Source organism: Nocardioides sp., assembly GCF_044226305.1.
Lineage (GTDB): Bacteria > Actinomycetota > Actinomycetes > Propionibacteriales > Nocardioidaceae > Nocardioides.
Map to the genome: position 1 here is coordinate 94443 of NZ_JBGAHF010000007.1, position 18871 is coordinate 113313.

General features: G+C 72.1%; 15 protein-coding genes. 11 read left to right on the forward strand and 4 right to left on the reverse strand.

Annotated elements, in window-relative coordinates; translation table 11 throughout:
- The first annotated feature begins 142 nt into the window (after positions 1–142).
- On the forward strand, positions 143–1420 hold the full coding sequence (locus ACILQ5_RS09375) for an HNH endonuclease (RefSeq protein ID WP_395657725.1): 1278 nt from the start codon (positions 143–145) through the stop codon (positions 1418–1420).
- A gap of 67 nt (positions 1421–1487) precedes the next feature.
- Here the strand turns inward: ACILQ5_RS09375 and ACILQ5_RS09380 are convergent, their stop codons facing one another.
- Positions 1488–4937: a M36 family metallopeptidase gene (locus ACILQ5_RS09380; RefSeq protein ID WP_395657726.1), complete on the reverse strand. Its 3450-nt coding sequence runs from the start codon at positions 4935–4937 to the stop codon at positions 1488–1490.
- 116 nt (positions 4938–5053) lie between these two features.
- Here ACILQ5_RS09380 and glgP point away from each other — a divergent pair, with 116 nt between their 5' ends.
- Positions 5054–7639, forward strand: a complete 2586-nt coding sequence (glgP, locus tag ACILQ5_RS09385; RefSeq protein WP_395657727.1) for an alpha-glucan family phosphorylase — start codon at positions 5054–5056, stop codon at positions 7637–7639.
- 45 nt (positions 7640–7684) lie between these two features.
- Here glgP and glgX read toward each other — a convergent pair whose 3' ends face one another.
- Positions 7685–9838, reverse strand: a complete 2154-nt coding sequence (glgX, locus tag ACILQ5_RS09390) for a glycogen debranching protein GlgX (RefSeq protein ID WP_395657728.1) — start codon at positions 9836–9838, stop codon at positions 7685–7687.
- 65 nt (positions 9839–9903) lie between these two features.
- Here glgX and ACILQ5_RS09395 point away from each other — a divergent pair, with 65 nt between their 5' ends.
- From ACILQ5_RS09395 to ACILQ5_RS09410, 4 genes are all read left to right on the forward strand, one after another.
- Positions 9904–10683, forward strand: a complete 780-nt coding sequence (locus tag ACILQ5_RS09395; protein ID WP_395657729.1) for an enoyl-CoA hydratase/isomerase family protein — start codon at positions 9904–9906, stop codon at positions 10681–10683.
- A 120-nt stretch (positions 10684–10803) separates the two neighbouring features.
- On the forward strand, positions 10804–11133 hold the full coding sequence (locus tag ACILQ5_RS09400; protein WP_395657730.1) for a hypothetical protein: 330 nt from the start codon (positions 10804–10806) through the stop codon (positions 11131–11133).
- 129 nt (positions 11134–11262) lie between these two features.
- Entirely contained in the window at positions 11263–12042 is a 780-nt protein-coding gene (locus ACILQ5_RS09405; protein ID WP_395657731.1) for an electron transfer flavoprotein subunit beta/FixA family protein, read from the forward strand.
- A gap of 13 nt (positions 12043–12055) precedes the next feature.
- Positions 12056–13018 carry an electron transfer flavoprotein subunit alpha/FixB family protein gene (locus ACILQ5_RS09410; RefSeq protein ID WP_395657732.1) on the forward strand — a complete coding sequence of 321 codons (963 nt, stop codon included), beginning with the start codon at positions 12056–12058 and terminating at the stop codon, positions 13016–13018.
- A 10-nt stretch (positions 13019–13028) separates the two neighbouring features.
- Here the strand turns inward: ACILQ5_RS09410 and ACILQ5_RS09415 are convergent, their stop codons facing one another.
- Entirely contained in the window at positions 13029–14051 is a 1023-nt protein-coding gene (locus ACILQ5_RS09415; RefSeq protein WP_395657733.1) for a hypothetical protein, read from the reverse strand.
- 164 nt (positions 14052–14215) lie between these two features.
- A complete protein-coding gene (locus ACILQ5_RS09420; protein ID WP_395657734.1) occupies positions 14216–15670 on the reverse strand; it encodes a lysyl oxidase family protein in 1455 nt (484 codons plus the stop codon).
- 81 nt (positions 15671–15751) lie between these two features.
- On the opposite strand from ACILQ5_RS09420, the gene ACILQ5_RS09425 reads away from it, so the two are divergent.
- From ACILQ5_RS09425 to ACILQ5_RS09445, 5 genes are read left to right on the forward strand one after another with little or no spacing between them, the layout of a single operon-like run.
- Positions 15752–16996 carry a glutamate-5-semialdehyde dehydrogenase gene (locus ACILQ5_RS09425; protein WP_395657735.1) on the forward strand — a complete coding sequence of 415 codons (1245 nt, stop codon included), beginning with the start codon at positions 15752–15754 and terminating at the stop codon, positions 16994–16996.
- 30 nt (positions 16997–17026) lie between these two features.
- Complete coding sequence (locus ACILQ5_RS09430; RefSeq protein WP_395657736.1) at positions 17027–17176, forward strand: hypothetical protein; 150 nt, start codon at positions 17027–17029, stop codon at positions 17174–17176.
- Positions 17173–17802 carry a nicotinate-nucleotide adenylyltransferase gene (gene nadD, locus ACILQ5_RS09435; protein WP_395657840.1) on the forward strand — a complete coding sequence of 210 codons (630 nt, stop codon included), beginning with the start codon at positions 17173–17175 and terminating at the stop codon, positions 17800–17802. The genes ACILQ5_RS09430 and nadD overlap by 4 nt, the downstream gene beginning before the upstream one ends.
- On the forward strand, positions 17799–18176 hold the full coding sequence (rsfS, locus tag ACILQ5_RS09440) for a ribosome silencing factor (RefSeq protein ID WP_395657737.1): 378 nt from the start codon (positions 17799–17801) through the stop codon (positions 18174–18176). Before nadD ends, rsfS begins: the two co-directional genes overlap by 4 nt.
- Positions 18166–18804 carry a histidine phosphatase family protein gene (locus ACILQ5_RS09445; RefSeq protein ID WP_395657738.1) on the forward strand — a complete coding sequence of 213 codons (639 nt, stop codon included), beginning with the start codon at positions 18166–18168 and terminating at the stop codon, positions 18802–18804. The genes rsfS and ACILQ5_RS09445 overlap by 11 nt, the downstream gene beginning before the upstream one ends.
- Positions 18805–18871 lie beyond the last annotated feature (67 nt).

An 18871-nucleotide genomic window follows, 5' to 3' on the forward strand; every position in this document is an offset into this window, starting at 1 on the left:
AGCGAGCGTCGTCGAGACCCCAGAAGGTAAGGCAGGGCGTGGCGTAAGCTGTCCCGGAAATCTTTACTCGAAGTTCTCAGATCCCTGTGGATACAGGGGATTCTCGCCTCTGACTGTCGGTGGCGAGTGCTTGAGTAGACCCATGACCAGCACCGCCACCGAGCTCGGCACCGACACCCGCGACCAGCGGGCCGAGTCGGTGCTGACCGCTGCTGCGGCGACCCGGGAGGCGATCGCGGACCTGGAGGTCCAGCAGCTGATCCAGGCCTGCGACTGGGTCGCGCTGCACCCGGGCGAGGAGGTCGACACCTCGATCGAGTTCGGGATGCGGGACCTGCAGATCGCCGGCGACGGTGCGCCGACGATCGACGAGGCGGCGGTGGCTGAGTTCGCGCTCGCGGTCGGCCGGACCACGGACTCGGGCCGGAACCTGCTCGGTGACGCGGTCGAGCTGCGGCACCGACTCCCCAGGCTGTGGGCTCGCGTGATCAACGGTGAGGTGGCGGTGTGGAAGGCCCGGAAGGTCGCCCAGGCCACCACCTCGCTCCCGGCCGATGCGGCAGCCGTGGTGGACCAGCGGTTGGCGTGGTGTGCGCACCGGTGCTCCTTCGCCGAGATCGAGCGGCAGGTCGAGAAGGCCCGCGCCGAGCACGACCCCGACGCCGCCGAGGAACGCCGGGTCGCCGCGTTGGAGAAGCGCCGGTTCGACATCGACCTCGACCACGCCACCCCCGACGGGCTCGTCCACGTCGAAGGAGAGCTCGACCTCGCCGACGCCCTCGCCCTGGAGGAGCAGATCAAGGCGACGGCAGCTGAGCTCGACGTGGACCTGCCGCTGGACGTGCGCCGGTCGATGGCCGCCGGACTCCTCGGCACGAGCGACACCGAGGGCGGGCAGGTCCGGGAGGTCGTGGTCTACGCCCACACCCGTCCCGGCCATGCCAGCGTCGACGTCGACAACACGAGGTCCTCGGTCACACCCGAGCACCTGAAGGACTGGTGCCAGGCCGCCGGCACCAAGGTCACCGTGCGGCCCGTGATCGACCTGAACGCCGAGCTGTCGACCGACTGCTACGAGCCGACCGAGCTCATGAAGGAACAGATCGGTCTGCGCGACCGGCAGTGCTGCTTCCCCGGCTGCACCCGCCCGGCCCGGCGCTGCGACAGCGAGCACCAGGTCCCATGGCCCGAAGGCCCCACCGCATCGTCCAACCTCGCGCCCGCCTGCCGGACCCACCACCGGCTCAAGACCTTCGCCGGCTGGGACTACCAGAGGGTCGCCGGGGTCGGGTTCGTGTGGACCACCCCCATGGGGCGGACCTACGTCAGCCCGTTCGTCACCGACGTGCCCGCTGACGATACCGACCTCCCGGCCGAGCCCGACCGGCCCGACGAGCCGTTCCTGCGACATACCCCCTGACCCAGACCCCGCCGGCCACGGCCGACGGGGTCACACCCATGTCCCGGTGGTCGCCCGCGGCGGCAGGTCAGAACACCTGCAGCTCCGCCGCGTGCACGATCGTGCCCCGGTCGGACCCGGTGGCGCAGTCGGTCGGGTTGGCGGGGTCGGCGTCCTGCTCACCGGCGTAGCCGGCGTACCCCGTGCACTGGTTCTCGAGCGCGACCAGCCGGATCGCCGCGGCCCGGGTGGCCGGGACGCGGAAGGTCCGCAGGGTCAGGTTCGGGGCCACCGGCCGCGGCCGGACCGCGGGGAAGGCGTTCGCCGGCGAGGTGTAGAAGCGCTTCCACACCGCGTCGTCGCCGGAGCAGCCCTGCACGCAGGCCTCGAGGGCGAACTGCCGCAGCGCGGTGAACCGCGAGCCCGAGTCGGGGTCGGGGTCCTTCGCGAGCGGGACCTCCGTCGGGTCCGGCGGTGCCGGGTTGAGCATCGCGCTGACCTGCACCCGGCGCACGACGTGGACGCCGCCGGCGAGGTCGACGCTGACGGACGGGTGCGAGGAGTCCACGTTGTCGCCGGTGACCCCGCCCCAGGCGGTCCGCTCGGTGCCGTCGATGAGCGAGACGGGGTTGAGCGACCCGTCCGTGGCGCCGAGCACCCGCGCGCCGTTCACCTTGCCGGCGAGGTTCTTCGGCATCCGCAGCCGGACCGTCCGGTGCTCGCCAGGGCGCACGGTGAGCGTGAAGCGCTTGAAGCCACGCGCCTTCGAGACGGCGAGCATCTCGTAGCGCCCCGGAGTGAGGGTCACGGTGTCGCCGACCTTCTTGGTCTTGCGCGAGGTGTCGGCGACCGGCGTGGCGCGGGCCTCGAAGTGGCCGACGTAGATCCGCCCACCCTTGTTGCCGGCGAACCGGACGACGGCGTTGCGCGACCGGGGCGACGCGAAGCTCGGCACCGGGCTGCCCGAGTCGGCGTCCGGGGTCGAGGCGCCCTTGCCCATGCCACGGCGGGCGAACGCGTCCCACATGACCGCGAGGTCCTTGCCCCCGAACCGCATCCGGTCCGCGGCGAGCATCGCGTCGCGGGCGTCGAGCATCGAGGTCGCGCCCTGCTGGAGCAGGAAGGCGTCGAAGACGAGCTGGATCCAGCGCCGGTTGCCCGGGCACTGGCTCGGCGGCAGCGGGGTCCGGGTCGCCGTCGCCTGCGAGCAGCGCAGCTGGAGCTTGGCGTCGCGGTAGGGGAACTTCGCGTTCCACTTCTCCACCAGGGCCTGCCGGACCGACCAGTTCGTGCCGTTCCAGATCTCGCCGTCGGCGTGGACCTCGTTGCCCGGGGTGTCGAACCCGAGGTCGGAGTAGTTCAGCGGGTTGCGGTTGATCGCGTAGTCGCGGATCGCGACGTCCTTGTTGCCGGTGGCGTAGACGCCGACGGCCCACGGGTTGCCGCCGTTGCGGTAGCCGTGGCTGAACATGTACTCACCCGCGGTCAGGTCGCCCCACGACTCGCCCATCGCCCCGCCCTGCGCGGAGGTGATGCCCTCGTCGGGGCCGCCGATCATCCGGTTGCTGATCGCGTGGGTGTACTCGTGACCGACGATGCCCATGTCCAGGGCGCCGTCCACGCACGGCGAGTAGAAGGCCCCCGCCACCGGCTGGAAGAGGTACTGGTTGGTGATGCCGGGGACGCCGTCCTGGAGCGTGATCTGGTTGGCGTTGTCCCGGCCGAGCAGCAGCGGCTGGCCGCCGGTGATCGCCCCGGCCTGGGCGTTGCCGACCTCCTGGTCGCCCTCGACCCCGCCGCGGCCGAGGTTGCTCAGCTGGAGGTTGTAGTTGTCCTCGGTGAAGCCGAGGTAGTACGAGAAGTCGTGCATCCGGTTGTGCGCGACGAACAGGTTCGTCACCGTGGCGTCGATGTCGTTGCCGCCGGGACGGAGCTGGGTCGGGTCGCACCGGGAGTTGTTCCAGGCGTCGGTGAACGCCGTCGTGTAGTCACGGGTCGGGGAGACCGGCGCCTGCGCCGTGCCGCCGGGGGCGAGCGGGTCCAGCCACGCCTCGTGGGTGTTGGCGTTGTTGCCGACGGTCGTCATCGTCGCGACGCCCGACCCGGGCACGACGTCCCACGGGCCGGGTGCGGCCACGTTGCGGAACGGCCCGCTCGGGCTGCTGCACCCCGCGCCGGGGAACCAGCAGCCGATCACCGAGTTCTTCGGGGTGGTGCCGGCGGAGTAGTCGAGGCTCGGGTTGGCGGTGAAGTAGCGCCAGCGCGGCTCGAAGCCGGCGTCACCGGTCGACGGGCCGGCCGTGTCGCTGGTGGTGACGCTGGCGACGTAGTTGCCCGGAGGCAGGAACGGCGCGGTCGGGTCCTCGAAGGGGCAGACCTGCATCGAGTAGATGCCCTTCGGGATGCTGTCGGCCGAGTACGTCGCGGCCTCGGGGCTGGTGGCCGTGTCGCCGGAGGCCAGCAGCTCGCCGCCGGGGGAGAAGATCTTGACGGTCACGTCGTCGAGCGTGTTGGCCATCGCGGCGACCGCGACCACCTGCTTGGTGTTGCCGTCGGTGAGCTCGAACTCGTGCCGGGGCCCGCACTCGGTGGCGGTCACCTCGCCCTGGAACGGGTAGACGTCGCTGCTGCTCTCGGCCTGGTTCTGCCGGTGCAGGACCGCTCCGGTGACACCGTCGACGAGGACGGTGTAGGCGAAGGCCGACCCGCGCGCCACGTCGAGCACGTTGGTCTCGAACACCGGGCGCACCGACCCGTCGGCGAGTGCCAGAGCGCGGAGGCGGACCAGCTGCGGCTGGGCGAAGCCCGGGACGGTGAGCCGGGTCCAGCCGCCGGGGACGCGGTCGGCCGTCGAGCTGGTGATGTCGCCGACGGCGCCGGCGTCGAGGGTGCGGCCGACGTCGGCGGCCGCCTTCGTGAACGCCTGGACCGGGGAGAGGGTCGCCGCCGGCGGCGTACCCGTGGAGCCCCGCAGCGGGGTGATCGAGGAGGACACGTAGGCGATCTCGCCGCGGGCGACACCGACGGTCACCATGCTGTCGAGCGCCGGCACCAGGTCGCCGAAGCGCTGCCGGAAGAGGACGGCGTGCGCCGGGCTCTGCGCGAAGCGCTGGTCGTTGACGACGTCGAGGGCGTCGACCTGCGCGGCCGTCAGCCCGAACACCGCGGCGTGCGTCCGCAGCCACGAGCGGGCGGCCACCACCGGGTCGCTCGACGTGGCGCGGGCGAGCACGCCGTCGGCGGGCAGGATCGAGGACGGCGTGCCGAACTGGTTCCAGCGCAGGTCCACGGCGCCGAGCCCGGCGGCCGCGGAGCGCTGGGCGGCCGACGGTACGGCGGTGCCGCGGGTGTCGAGGTCGGCCAGGCCGGCCACCGGGTCGGCGAGGGTGCCGAGCGGGGTGGTCCCGGAGCCGGCGCCCGGCGCCGATCCGGCGGCGCTCGCGCCCGGGAGCTGCCCGAGGCCCGACAGGAGGAGGGCGCCGGCCAGGGCGAGCGCCACGGTGCTTCGGAGGCCGCGGCGAGCCGCGAGATCGGTCATGCGCGGTCAACGGCGGACGCCGCGGTTCGTTATGTGAACCCGCGCGGGGCGGCCGCTCATCTCCAGGTTTGATCAATTCTTTGATCGTTCCAACTCCCTCGGGGTAGCGTCCGCCTGTGCGTGCGATTCGACGATTCACCGTCCGTCCCGTCCTCCCCCCGGCACTGGCCGGGCTGGGTGACCTGGCCGGCAACCTGCGCTGGTCCTGGCACCCCGAGAGCCAGGACGTGTTCGAGCGGGTCGATCCCGCCCTGTGGGCCGCCACGGGCCGGGACCCGGTCAAGCTGCTCGGTGCCGTCGGGGCGCCCCGGCTGCGCGAGCTGGCGGACTCCCCGGACTTCCTCGCCGGCCTCGACGCCGCGAGCCAGGACCTGCACCGCTACCTCACCGGTGACCGCTGGTACCAGAAGCGCGTCGCGTCCGGTGAGGTCCTGCCGGAGGCGGTCGCCTACTTCTCCCCGGAGTTCGGCATCACCTCGGTGCTGCCGCAGTACTCCGGCGGTCTCGGCATCCTGGCCGGCGACCACCTCAAGGCCGCCAGCGACCTCGGGGTGCCGATCCTCGGCGTCGGCCTGCTCTACCGGCACGGCTACTTCAAGCAGGCGCTCTCCCGCGAGGGCTGGCAGCAGGAGACCTACCCGGTCCTCGACCCCGACGGGCTGCCGATCTCGCTGCTCCGCGAGGAGAACGGCAGCCGCGCGTCGATCAGCATCGCGATGCCCGACGGGCCCGAGCTGCTCGCGCGGATCTGGGTCGCCAGCGTCGGCCGGGTGCCGCTGCTGATGCTCGACACGGACGTCGAGGGCAACCCCGACCACTACCGGGACGTGACCGACCGCCTCTACGGCGGCAACAGCGAGCACCGGCTGCGGCAGGAGCTGCTGCTCGGTGTCGGCGGCGTCCGGGCGATCCGCGCCTACTGCCGGATCACCGGCCACCCGGCCCCGGAGGTCTTCCACACCAACGAGGGCCATGCCGGCTTCCTCGGCCTCGAGCGGATCCGCGAGCTGACGGTCGCCGAGGGCGGCCCGAAGCTCGACCTCGACACGGCCCTCGAGGTCAGCCGGTCCTCCACGGTGTTCACCACCCACACCCCGGTCCCCGCCGGCATCGACCGGTTCCCGCTGACCCTGATGGAGCAGTACTTCACCGAGGCCGGCCCGGTCCCCGGCGTACCGGTCGAGCGCATCCTGGCGCTCGGCACCGAGGACTACGCCGGCGGCGACCCGTCGGTCTTCAACATGGCGGTCATGGGCTTCCGGCTCGCGCAGCGCGCCAACGGCGTCTCGCAGCTGCACGGCGAGGTGAGCCGCGGGATGTTCAGCGGCCTGTGGCCGGCCTTCGACGAGGCCGAGGTGCCGATCGGGTCCATCACCAACGGCGTGCACGGCCCGTCGTGGGTCGCCCGCGAGATGTTCGACCTGGCCGCGGGCCACGGCGCGGACCGGGAGTCCGACGACGTCGAGGCGTTCTGGGCCGCGGTCGACAAGGTCCCCGGCAACGAGGTCTGGGCGACCAAGCGGGTGCTCCGCGAGAAGCTGGTGCTCGACGCCCGCCGCCGGCTGCGCAAGTCGTGGGAGAAGCGGGGTGCGGCCCGGGCCGAGCTGAAGTGGATCGACAGCGCCCTGGACCCCGACGTGCTGACGATCGGCTTCGCGCGGCGCGCTGCGTCGTACAAGCGGCTGACGCTGATGATGCGCGACCCCGCGCGGCTTAAGTCCCTCCTGCTCCACCCCGAGCGGCCGATCCAGCTGGTCATCGCCGGCAAGGCGCACCCGGCCGACGACGGCGGCAAGAAGCTGATCCAGGACATCGTGCGGCTCTCCGACGACCCCGAGATCCGGCACCGCATCGTGTTCCTGCCGAACTACGACATCGCGATGGCGCAGCCGCTCTACCCCGGCTGCGACGTGTGGCTCAACAACCCGCTGCGTCCCTACGAGGCGTGCGGCACCTCCGGGATGAAGGCCGCCCTCAACGGCGGCCTGAACCTGTCGGTGCTCGACGGCTGGTGGGACGAGTGGTACGACGGCGACAACGGCTGGGCGATCCCGACCGCCGACGGTGTCGAGGACGTCGACCACCGCGACGACCTCGAGGCGACCGCGCTCTACGACCTGATCGAGCGGGACGTGGCTCCGCGCTTCTACGACGTCGACGCCGAGGGCGTCCCCACCCGCTGGCTCGAGATGACGCGGCACACGCTGAAGTCGCTCGGCCCCAAGGTGCTGGCGACCCGGATGGTGCGCGACTACGTGCGCCAGCTCTACGCCCCGGCCGCCATCACCGCGCACCGGCTCAACACCGACTTCGCGGGGGCCGCCCAGCTGGCCGCCTGGAAGAAGAAGGTCAAGGCCGGGTGGGAGCACGTCCGGGTCGAGCACGTCGAGAGCAGCGGGGTCGGCGACGCCCCGGAGGTCGGCGACCGGATGAGCGTCCGGGCGTTCGTGGCGCTGGGCGACCTCGAGCCCGCCGACGTCGACGTCCAGCTCGTGTACGGCAAGAGCAACAGCGAGGACGAGCTCGTCGAGAACGGCATCGAGTCGCTGCACGTCGCCGAGTCCTACGGGGGCGGCCGGCACCGCTTCGACGTCGAGCACGTGCTCGACCAGTCGGGCGCGTTCGGCTACACCGTGCGGATCGTGCCGCGCAACGACCTGCTCACCTCGCCCGCCGAGCTCGGGGTGGTCGCGCTCCCGTAGTCAGGGGCCGGCGCAGCTGTCGTGACAGCTGCGCCGAGTCGGGCCTCAGGCCTCGCGCAGGACGACCACGGTGCGTCGGCCGATCGAGAGCCGGTCGCCGGCCTTGACGTGGGTGCCGACGGGCAGCTTGACGTCGGTCGAGAGCACGACCTCGCCGGTCTGCACCCAGTCGTTCTCCGGGAGCTCGACGCGCTGCGGCAGCCAGTCGGAGTTGAACCAGATCATGAACGACGCGTCGACCTGCTGCTCGCCGCGGGGACCGGGGGAGCGGAGCGGGGCGCCGGAGACGAACATGCCGATCGCCCGGAGGTCGGGGTCGTGCCAGTCGTCACCGGTCATCTCGCGGCCCGACGGGTGCAGCCAGGCCAGGTCCTTCGGGCCGCCGCGGATCGTCGGCCGCCCCTCGAACCAGTGCCGCTGCCGCAGGGCCGGGTGCTCCCGGCGCAGCCGCAGCGCGGTCTTCGTCACCTCGTAGACGTCCAGCCAGGCGTCGTCGGGGCGCCAGTCGATCCACGAGGTCTCGTTGTCCTGGGCGTACGCGTTGTTGTTGCCGCCCTGGGTCCGCCCGCGCTCGTCGCCGGCCGTGATCATCGGGACCCCGTTGGACAGGCACAGCGTGGCCATCAGGTTGGCCGCCTGCCGCCGTCGTACGGCGAGCAGCGCCGCGTCGTCCGTCTCGCCCTCCACGCCGTGGTTCCACGAGCGGTTGTTGTCGGTGCCGTCCCGGTTGTCCTCGCCGTTCGCCTCGTTGTGCTTCTGTCCGTAGGTCACCAGGTCGCGCAGCGTGAACCCGTCGTGCGCCGTGACGAAGTTGATCGACGCGTACGGCGAGCGCCCGTCGTCGAGGTAGAGGTCGGAGGAGCCGGCCAGCCGGGTGGCCACGCCGCGGATCCCGCGGGAGTGGTTGCGCCAGAAGTCGCGGATCTCGTCGCGGTACTGGTCGTTCCACTCCACCCAGGGCGGGGGGAACTCGCCGACGCGGTAGCCGTCCATCGAGGCGTCCCACGGCTCGGCGATCAGCTTCACGTGGCGCAGGATCGGGTCCTGGCCGATGGCCATCAGCAGGTGGCACCCCATGTCGACGCGGTGGTGGACGCGGGTCAGGGCCGACATCAGGTCGAAGCGGAACCCGTCGACGTGCATCTCGGTGACCCAGTAGCGCAAGGAGTCCAGGATCAGCCGGAGCGCGAAGGGGTTCGACGCGTCGACGGTGTTGCCGCAGCCGGTCACGTCCCAGTAGTCGTCCTGGTACGGCGCCGCCGGGACGCCGTCGCCGACGCGGCAGTAGAAGCCGCGGTCGTCCAGGCCGCGGAACGAGAGCGTCGGCCCTTCGACCCCGGCCTCGGCGGTGTGGTTGTAGACGACGTCGAGGATGACCTCGAGGCCGGCCTCGTGGAACGCCTTGACCATCTGCTTGAACTCGGTGACCTGCTGGCCCCGGTCCCCGGACGCGGCGTAGCCGTTGTGCGGCGCGAAGAACCCGATCGAGTTGTAGCCCCAGTAGTTCGTCAGCCCCCGCGCCACCACCGCCGGCTCGGACACGAACTGGTGCACCGGCAGCAGCTCGACCGCGGTGACGCCGAGGTCCTTGACGTAGTCGATGACGGCCGGGGTCGCGAGGCCGGCGTAGGTGCCGCGCAGCTCCTCGGGGACCCGGTCGTGCAGCGCGGTCATGCCCTTGACGTGCAGCTCGTAGACGACCGTGTCGCGCCAGCGGTAGCGCAGCGGGTGGTCGTCGCCCCAGTCGAACGACTCGTCGACGACCACGCTGCGGGGCACGTACGGCGCGGAGTCGGTCCCGCTCATCCGGGCCGGGTCGTCCTCGTCGTACCCGAAGATCGCCGGGTCGACGGTGACCTCGCCGGACACCGCCCGGGCGAACGGGTCGAGCAGCAGCTTGTTGGGGTTGAACCGGAAGCCCTGGGACGGGTCCCAGGGGCCGGCGACCCGGTAGCCGTAGCGGGTGCCGGGCCGGACCCCCGGAATGGCGCCGTGCCAGATGCCGAGCGCCTGCTCGGTGAGGCGGTGCTGCTGCTCGCCGCCCTCCTCGTCGAAGAGGCACACCCATGCGGCGGTGGCGCGCGGTGCGTGGACGGCGAAGTTGGTGGACTCCTCCGACCAGGTGGACCCCAGCGGCCAGTTCTGACCCGGCCACACCGGTGCGCGCTCGCCACGTGTGCGCCAGAGTCCAGGGGTCACCCGACCCATTGTGGCCGATGTGGGCACAATGCCAGGGACGAACGGCGACGAGAGGGGCAGGACAGATGGGTGAGTTCGTGCGGCTGGAGGTCTCCGACGGGGTCGGGACGATCCGGCTGGACCGGCCGAAGATGAACGCGCTGAACGTGCAGGTCCAGGAGGAGATCCGTGCCGCCGCCACCGAGGCGTCCGAGCGCGACGACGTCAAGGCCGTCGTCCTCTACGGGGGCGAGCGGGTCTTCGCCGCCGGCGCGGACATCAAGGAGATGGCCGACATGTCGTACACCGACATGGTCAAGCGCTCCGGCGCCCTCCAGTCCTCCTTCGGGACCGTCGCCCGGATCCCCAAGCCGGTCGTCGCGGCCGTCACGGGCTACGCGCTGGGTGGCGGCTGCGAGCTCGCCCTGTGCGCCGACGTGCGGTTCGCCGCGGCGGACGCGGTGCTCGGCCAGCCCGAGATCCTGCTCGGCATCATCCCCGGCGCGGGAGGCACCCAGCGGCTGACCCGGCTGGTCGGCCCCAGCAAGGCCAAGGACATCATCTTCACCGGCCGCTTCGTGAAGGCGGACGAGGCGCTGGCGATCGGGCTCGTCGACCGGGTCGTGCCGGCCGACCAGGTGTACGACGAGGCCGTCTCGTGGGCACGTCAGTTCGCCGGCGGCGCGTCGTTCGCGGTGCGGGCGGCCAAGGAGAGCATCGACCGCGGCGTCGAGGTCGACCTGGAGACCGGCCTCGAGATCGAGCGGCAGCAGTTCGCGGCGCTCTTCGCGACCGAGGACCGCACCATCGGCATGCAGTCCTTCGTCGAGAGCGGTCCGGGCAAGGCGCAGTTCCGGGGGCGGTGACCGGCGCGGTGCGACGGGGCCGGTGACCGAGCGGGTGTGACCGAGTCGGAGGTTTGACGAGGTCTCCGCTGTGCGATCCTTCGAGCGGACGGGGGTCATCGGCAGGAGGAAGAGGCACACGTGGCTGACCGCAAAGCGGTGACGACGACCGGATCGACGCTCCGGCTCCGGATCGCCCAGCTGATCTGGCTGGCGGCGGTGGTCTGCGCCCTGTTCCTCGCCGTCGGTGCCCTGCTGGTGGCGCTCGACGCCAACCTGGACAACGCGCTCGTGCGGTTCGTCCTCGACGTGGCCGGCGCCCTCGATCTCGACGTCTTCTCCCGGCGCAACGGCGTGTTTACCTTCGACGGGTCCGACGCCGCGACCAAGAACGCGTTGACCAACTGGGGGCTCGCCGCCATCGCCTACCTGGTCGTCGGCCGGGTCCTCTGGCGCATCGTCCGACCGTGACAGCGCCGCTGTGACATAACCGACCCTCGCGCGGGTTTCGACGCCGCTGACGCGGCGGTAGCCTCACGGCGAACCCGAGTGCACAGGAGGGGCCGTCCCGGCCACACCACCATGAACATTGTCGTCTGTGTGAAGTACGTCCCCGACGCAACTGCCGATCGGCACTTCGAGTCGGACAACACCGTGGACCGCGTGGGTGTCGACGGGCTCCTCTCGGAGCTCGACGAGTACGCCGTGGAGCAGGCTCTCCAGCTCAAGGAGAAGGCCGGCGACGACACCACGGTGACCGCGCTCTGCGTGGGTCCGGAGAAGGCTGTCGACGCGGTCCGCAAGGCGCTGCAGATGGGTGCCGACAAGGGCATCCACGTGGTCGACGACGCGATCGCCGGCTCCGACTACGCCGCCACCTCGCTGGTCCTGGCCAAGGCCGTGGAGAAGGCCGGGGCCGACGGGAAGGTGGACCTCGTGATGTGCGGGATGGCGTCGACCGACGCCGCCGGCTCGGTGGTCCCGGCGATGCTCGCCGAGCGCCTCGACCTCCCGCAGGTCACCCTCGCCTCCGTCGTGGAGACCCAGGGCGACCAGGTGCGCGTGAAGCGCGACGGCGACACCGCCACCGAGGTCATCGGCGGCACGATGCCGCTCGTCCTCTCGGTCACCGACCAGTCCGGTGAGGCCCGCTACCCGTCGTTCAAGGGCATCATGGCTGCGAAGAAGAAGCCGCTCGACACCTGGTCGCTGGCCGACCTGGGCGTCGACGCGAGCGAGGTCGGCCTGGCCGCCGCGTGGACCGCGGTCGAGGAGACCACCGCCCGTCCGCCGCGCACCGCCGGCGAGATCGTCAAGGACGAGGACGGGTCGGGCGCCACGGCGCTGACCGAGTTCCTCGCCTCGAAGAAGTTCATCTGAGGAGCGCCTGCTGATGTCTGAAGTTCTCGTTCTCATCGACCACGTCGAGGGTGCGGTCCGCAAGCCCACCTACGAGCTGCTGGCCATCGCCAAGCGTCTCGGCGAGCCGTCCGCGGTCTTCATCGGCCCCGCCGACAAGGCCGCCGAGGCCGCCGAGACGGTCAAGGGCTACGGCGCCGAGAAGGTCTACGTCGTCGACGACAGCCAGGTGAAGGGCTACCTCGTGGCGCCGAAGGCGGAGGTGCTCAAGCAGCTCGCCGAGAAGGCCTCGCCGGCCGCGATCCTCATTCCGTCCACCGCGGAGGGCAAGGAGATCGGTGCCCGGCTCTCGATCAAGATCGAGTCCGGCCTGATCACCGACGCCGTCGACGTCCAGGCCGGGTCCGACGGCCCGGTCGCCACGCAGAGCGTGTTCGCCGGCAACTACACGCTGACCGGCAAGGTCACCAAGGGCACCCCGATCATCACGGTCAAGCCGAACTCGGCCGCGCCGGAGGAGGGGGCCGGTGCCGGCACCGTCGAGGAGTTCGCCCCGAGCGTCTCCGACAGCGCCAGGTCCGCCCAGATCGTGGCCTCCCAGCCGCGCCAGGCGACCGGTCGCCCGGAGCTGACCGAGGCGGCGATCGTGGTCGCGGGCGGTCGCGGCACCGGTGGCGACTTCGAGCCGGTCGAGCAGCTCGCCGACGCCCTCGGCGGCGCCGTGGGCGCCTCGCGTGCGGCTGTCGACTCCGGCTGGATCCCGCACTCCTTCCAGATCGGTCAGACCGGCAAGACGGTCTCGCCGCAGCTCTACGTGGCCAACGGCATCTCCGGTGCGATCCAGCACCGCGCCGGCATGCAGACCTCGAAGACCATCGTGGCCGTCAACAAGGACGAGGAGGCCCCGATCTTCGAGCTCGTGGACTTCGGCGTCGTCGGCGACCTGAAGACGGTCCTCCCGGCCGCCACCGAGGAGATCACCAAGCGCAAGGGCTGACCCGTCCGAGCTAGTCAGACGAGGGAGGATCCCCGGCACCACGTGCCGGGGATCCTCCACTTTCCGGGGCGGTGCACCCCGCGGCACACGGACGCAGCGCACCGGTCCACCCGCGGTGGGCCAGCACCCGCGCGACGGCAGCCGCGAGCCGACAGGGGACGAGGACCTGCCCCCAGGCGACGCGAACGGTGATGTCGCCGGCGGCCGCTGCCTCCAGGTCCCGGTCGATGTCCGCCCAGCCCTTCGCGGCCCGGTCGTGGGCCAGTCGACCGTCGAGCTCGACGATGGTGCGCTGGGCGGCGTACCGGACGTCAGGGTAGGTCGACCGGCCGTCGGTGCCGACCGCCCGCTGCTGGCGGGTGCCGCGCGGGAGGCCGTGGGCCCGCTCCACCCGCACGAGGTAGCGCCGCTCGAGCGCCGAGAGCGCTCCGTCCTCGACGTCGGCGAGCACGGCGGCGAGGAGGCGGCGGCGCCGCATGCGTGGATGCCGGCGGAGCGCCTCGCGCAACCGCTGGGAGGTCGTCCTGCCCTCCTGGCAGGCATCGGCCAGGACGGCGACGGCCGCGTCCTCCGTCGGAGCCGCGGACGCAGCGACCAGCACGGCGTGCTCGAGCCGCACCCGCGGAGGCCGGGCGCCCGGCTGACTGATGGCGGAGAGGTCGCGGCTGCGGGTGACTCGGACGCCGGTCGCCGGCGTGACCCGGCGACCCGCGGCGACGACGACGTCGATCGGCTCGTGATCGGGGGCGATGGCGGGGGAGACCCGCATCCGGTGCGCCCGCAGGGCGGACCGACCGGTCAGCGCGGCGGGCGCGTGCCGGAGCACGGCCGCCCAGGCGCGCTGGTCCCAGGTCAAGGATCCGGTGTGGTCGACGTACACGCCCGCGTGCGCCGCAGCCCAGACGCGACGGCGCAGCAGTCGCTCGATGTCGACGTCCGTGCCACCGTGCTCGAGCACCTGTCGTCGCGAGATGACCCCCGCCTGTCGACGCAGCAGGCGGAGGACGGCGGTCTCGTCCAGGCTCGGTTCCATGCGGTTCGCCTGCCCTGCCCGGTAGGTCGCCGAACTCGGCCGGGCACGGCCTGTGGATGACGACTCGCCGTTGAGTCGAGGGTGGTGACCACGACGGTGGTCACCACCCTCGACTCAGGTGGTCAGAAGTCCCGACTCGAGTGTCAGAAGTCTCGATTCAACCGTCAGCCGACCCCGCCGTAGCCCTCCTCGGTGATGATGCCGACCTGGGGGACCTTCACGGTGCGGTGCGCCGGCGTGCCGCCGAGCCGGATCTTGCGCAGCGAGAGGTTGTTGTCGGTCGTCTCCTCGACGAGCCGGTCCTCGGGGTTGGCCTTCACGGCGACGTAGTAGGTGCCGTTGGGCAGATCGGCGACGGGGAAGGACTGGCCGGCCCGGTACTGCGTGTAGGTGTCACCCCAGCCGGAGACCAGGACCTCGCGCACCGAGAGCGAGGAGTAGTCGCCGCACGAGGTGGACAGGTCCGTGTTCTCCGGTCGCCAGTCGGCAGCCGGGACGGTCGTGTCGACGGAGTCGGTGTTGGCGAGGCAGAAGGCCTCCTTCTTCGAGCGCGCCACCTCGGACTGGTCGGCGTCGAGCAGGGAGTAGCGGGCGAAGTCCTCGAAGTGCCAGTGCTGGTGCGAGGAGCGGGCGTCCCACTCCATCTCGCCGACCGGCTGGTAGCCGGTCTGGTTGCCGTCGGCGTCGAAGAAGTACTGGTAGGCGTCCATCACGTCCTCGCCCTCGCGGCGGAACCCGTCGACGACGAGCGGGCTGTCGCCGGCGTTCCAGACCGTGGCCGAGAACTGGAGGTACTTCCCGTTGCGCGAGAGCGAGATGCCCCAGGCGGGCAGCGACCGCAGGTCCGGCTCCGGTCCGGCCTCGTCGGCGCGCCCGGGCGCGCCGGTCGGCCGGTGGGCCGCGGGCTTCGCCGTCGGCCGTCCGGAGGGCGTGCCGGTCGGCCGGCCCTCGCCGTCACCCTGGTCGACCACCGTCAGCTGCGTGGTCCGGGTCGCCTGCTCCGCGGAGAGGCCGAACACCGCGGCGTACGACGGCCGGATGGACGCGGTGACGGTGTAGCGGCCGGGGCCGATCCGCAGCGGCCGGTCCTGGCCGACGACCGGGGTCGCCCAGCCGGTCTGGATGCCCTGCACCGAGCCCAGGCTGTAGGGGTTGTACCAGCACCCCACCGGGTACGGCGACCGCGCCGGTGCGTCGGGACGGACCCGCTCGGAGTAGCTGTTCAGGCAGCCGGGTCGGACCAGCGAGAAGGTCTTCTCGCCCTTCTTCTTCGGGTCGACGGTGATCTTCACGAACTTGTCGAGCCCGGAGAACGTGCTCATCGAGCCGGACGGGAGCGGCACGTCCCCGTCGGGCGAGCGCCACACGGTCTCGATGGGGTCGTCGTACGACGCCCGGGTGGACCACAGCTCGACGGGAGCCCCCTCGGCGATCACGCGCAGCCCGAGGTCGGTCCAGGTGCGGTTGCCGCCGTAGGAGTAGGCCGTGACCTGCTGGGGCGCCCAGAGGGTGAAGGCGGGGGAGGCCGGGTCGTCCGCGGTGGCGGGGGCGGCGGCGGTGGCGAGGAACGGTGCGACCAGCGCGAGGCCGGCCGCAGCGACGAAGGGTGTGCGACGCAAGGGGGTTCCTTTCGGTGAGAACCTGACCACGGTACGACGCATCCGGCGTGCGATCGGTTGCCACGGCCTAACCTCGTGCTCATGAGCAGCCCCGTCATCGCCGCCGCCGAGCGCGCGCGCGAGGCCGGTCACGGTCTCGCGCTCGCCACCCGCGCGACCAAGGACGACGCGCTCGGCCGGATGGCCGGCGCGCTGCGTGCCGACGTCGACCGGATCCTCGCGGCCAACGCCGTGGACGTCGCCCGCGCGGAGGCCGACGGCACGCCCGCCAACATCGTCGACCGCCTGCGGCTCACCCCCGACCGGGTCGAGGGGATGGCCCGCGGGCTCGAGGAGGTGGCCGGGCTGCCCGACCCGGTGGGCGAGGTCGTGCGCGGGTCGACCCTGGCGAACGGGCTCGAGATGCGCCAGCTCCGGGTCCCCTTCGGCGTGGTCGGGATGATCTACGAGGCCCGCCCCAACGTCACCGCCGACGCCGCCGGCATCTGCCTGAAGTCCGGCAACGCCGTGCTGCTGCGCGGCAGCTCCAGCGCGCGGTCCAGCAACACCGCGATCGTCGAGGCGCTGCGCGGTGCCGTCGGCGCGGCGGGCGTCGACCCCGACGTGGTCCAGCTGGTCCCCGGCGACTCCCACGACAGCGTCAAGGAGCTGATGCGGGCGCGCGGGTACGTCGACGTGCTGATCCCGCGCGGCGGCGCCGGCCTGATCCGGTCGGTCGTCGAGGAGTCGACGGTGCCGGTCATCGAGACCGGGGTCGGCAACTGCCACGTCTACGTCGACCGCGCCGCCGACCTCGACAAGGCGCTCGCGATCGTCCTCAACTCCAAGACCCAGCGCACCAGCGTGTGCAACGCCGCCGAGTCGCTGCTGGTCCACACCGACGTCGCCGAGGCGTTCCTACCGACGGTGGTGACCGCGCTCCAGGAGGCGGGGGTCACCGTGCACGGCGACGCCGCGTTCCAGGCGTACGACGGCGTGGTGCCGGCCACCGACGACGACTGGGGCACCGAGTACCTCTCGCTCGACATCTCGGCGGCCGTCGTACCGGACCTCGAGGCGGCGGTCCGCCACGTCCGCCGCTGGTCGAGCCAGCACACCGAGGCGATCGTCACCGAGGACCTCGGCGCGGCCCGACGGTTCACCGCCGCGGTCGACTCGGCCGCGGTGCTGGTGAACGCCTCGACCAGGTTCACCGACGGCGGCGAGTTCGGCTTCGGTGCGGAGATCGGGATCAGCACCCAGAAGCTGCACGCGCGCGGCCCGATGGGGCTGCTCGAGATGACCTCGACCAAGTACGTGGTCACCGGGGACGGGCACGTGCGGTGAGCGCGGAGCGGGCCGGGTAGGGTGTCGCCCATGCTGAACCCGTACGTCGTGGTCCTCGCCGTCGAGGAGGGCGGGCTGGACACGCCGCCGCCGTTCCTGGTCGGCGGGGTCGTCCTCGTCATCCTCCTGGCGCTGGTCGTCGCCCTGCTGGCCTTCGGTGCGGGACGCGAGCACAGCTGAGCGCCACGGACGAGCACGTGCCCGGCGCCCGCAGGATCGGGGTGATGGGCGGCACCTTCGACCCGATCCACCACGGTCACCTGGTGGCGGCCTCGGAGGTGCAGTCGTGGTTCGACCTCGACGAGGTCGTGTTCGTCCCGACCGGTGACCCCTGGCAGAAGTCGGACCGCGTGGTGACGGCTGCCGAGCACCGCTACCTGATGACGGTGATCGCGACCGCCTCCAACCCGCGGTTCACCGTCTCCCGGGTCGACATCGACCGCGACGGCCCGACGTACACGATCGACACCCTGCGCGACCTGCGCGCCCAGCTGCCCGGCGCCGAGCTCTACTTCATCACCGGCGCGGACGCGCTGGCCGAGATCTTCACCTGGCGCGACGCCGCTGAGCTCTTCGAGCTCGCCCGGTTCGTGGGCTGCACCCGGCCGGGGTACACCATGGACCCGGCGACCCTCGCCACGATCCCGGAGGAGCGGGTCACGATGGTCGAGATCCCCGCGCTGGCGATCTCGTCCACCGACTGCCGGCTCCGCACCGGTCGCGGCGAACCGGTCTGGTACCTCGTGCCGGACGGGGTCGTCCAGTACATCGCCAAGCACGCCCTCTACCCGAAGGACCACCAGTGACCGCCACGGAGCACGCCCTCGAGCTCGTGCGGGCGGCCGCGCGCGCCGCGTCCGACAAGCTCGCCCAGCAGATCGTCGCGTTCGACGTCAGCGAGCAGCTGGCGATCACCGACGCCTTCGTCCTCGCGTCCGCGACCAACGACCGCCAGGTCAAGGCGATCGTCGACGAGATCGAGGACAAGCTGCGCGAGATCGGCGCCAAGCCGGTGCGCCGCGAGGGCGAGCGCGACGGCCGGTGGGTGCTCATCGACTACGGCGAGATCGTCGTGCACGTCCAGCACGAGGAGGAGCGGCAGTTCTACGCCCTCGAGCGGCTCTGGCGCGACTGCCCGGCGATCGAGCTGCCGGCCGACGTCGTCTCCCATGAGCGCTGACCAGTCGGCAGGACCCCGCCGGCTGGTGCTGCTGCGGCACGGCCGGACCGCGTGGAACGCCGAGCGGCGCATCCAGGGCCAGCTCGAGGCCGAGCTCGACGACACCGGACACGGCCAGGCCGCGAGCGTGGCGCCGGTCCTGGCGGCCCTGTCGCCCGTCGCGCTGTGGTCGTCCGACAGTGCGCGGGCGCGGCAGACGGCGTCGTACGTCGCCAAGGAGACCGGCCTCGAGCCGGTGCTCGACGCGCGCCTGCGTGAGCACTTCCTCGCCGACCGCGAGGGCCTGACGCACACGGAGTACGCCGCGCTCGCCCCCGAGGAGTTCGCGGAGTTCCTGCGCGGCAACTACGACGCCGTACCCGGTGCCGAGACGGCCGCCGTGGTCGCCGACCGGATGGTCGGGGCGCTCCGGGAGCTGCTGGCCGCGATCGCGCCCGGCGAGCTCGCGGTCGCCGTCTCCCACGGCGCCGCGATCCGCGACGCCGTCCCGGTGCTGCTGGGCTGGCCGGTGGAGGAGCGGGCCGCCCTGCACGGCCTGGAGAACTGCGGCTGGGTCGAGCTCGACCAGCCGGAGGCCGCCGGGCCGTGCCGCCTGCGGGCCTACAACCGGGTCGCGGGCGGGCGCTGACCGGGGCCGCCGCCAGGGCCGCCCCGATTCGCATCGGGCTCGGCGGTTGGCTAGTATTCCGCGAGTT

Excerpts from the sequence above, each read along its gene's own strand:
- ACILQ5_RS09375 (WP_395657725.1), top strand. The coding sequence starts at position 143 with ATGACCAGCACCGCCACCGAGCTCGGCACCGACACCCGCGACCAGCGG.
- ACILQ5_RS09380 (WP_395657726.1), bottom strand. The coding sequence starts at position 4,937 with ATGACCGATCTCGCGGCTCGCCGCGGCCTCCGAAGCACCGTGGCGCTC.
- ACILQ5_RS09395 (WP_395657729.1), top strand. The coding sequence starts at position 9,904 with ATGGGTGAGTTCGTGCGGCTGGAGGTCTCCGACGGGGTCGGGACGATC.
- ACILQ5_RS09410 (WP_395657732.1), top strand. The coding sequence starts at position 12,056 with ATGTCTGAAGTTCTCGTTCTCATCGACCACGTCGAGGGTGCGGTCCGC.
- ACILQ5_RS09415 (WP_395657733.1), bottom strand. The coding sequence starts at position 14,051 with ATGGAACCGAGCCTGGACGAGACCGCCGTCCTCCGCCTGCTGCGTCGA.
- ACILQ5_RS09425 (WP_395657735.1), top strand. The coding sequence starts at position 15,752 with ATGAGCAGCCCCGTCATCGCCGCCGCCGAGCGCGCGCGCGAGGCCGGT.
- ACILQ5_RS09430 (WP_395657736.1), top strand. The coding sequence starts at position 17,027 with ATGCTGAACCCGTACGTCGTGGTCCTCGCCGTCGAGGAGGGCGGGCTG.
- ACILQ5_RS09445 (WP_395657738.1), top strand. The coding sequence starts at position 18,166 with ATGAGCGCTGACCAGTCGGCAGGACCCCGCCGGCTGGTGCTGCTGCGG.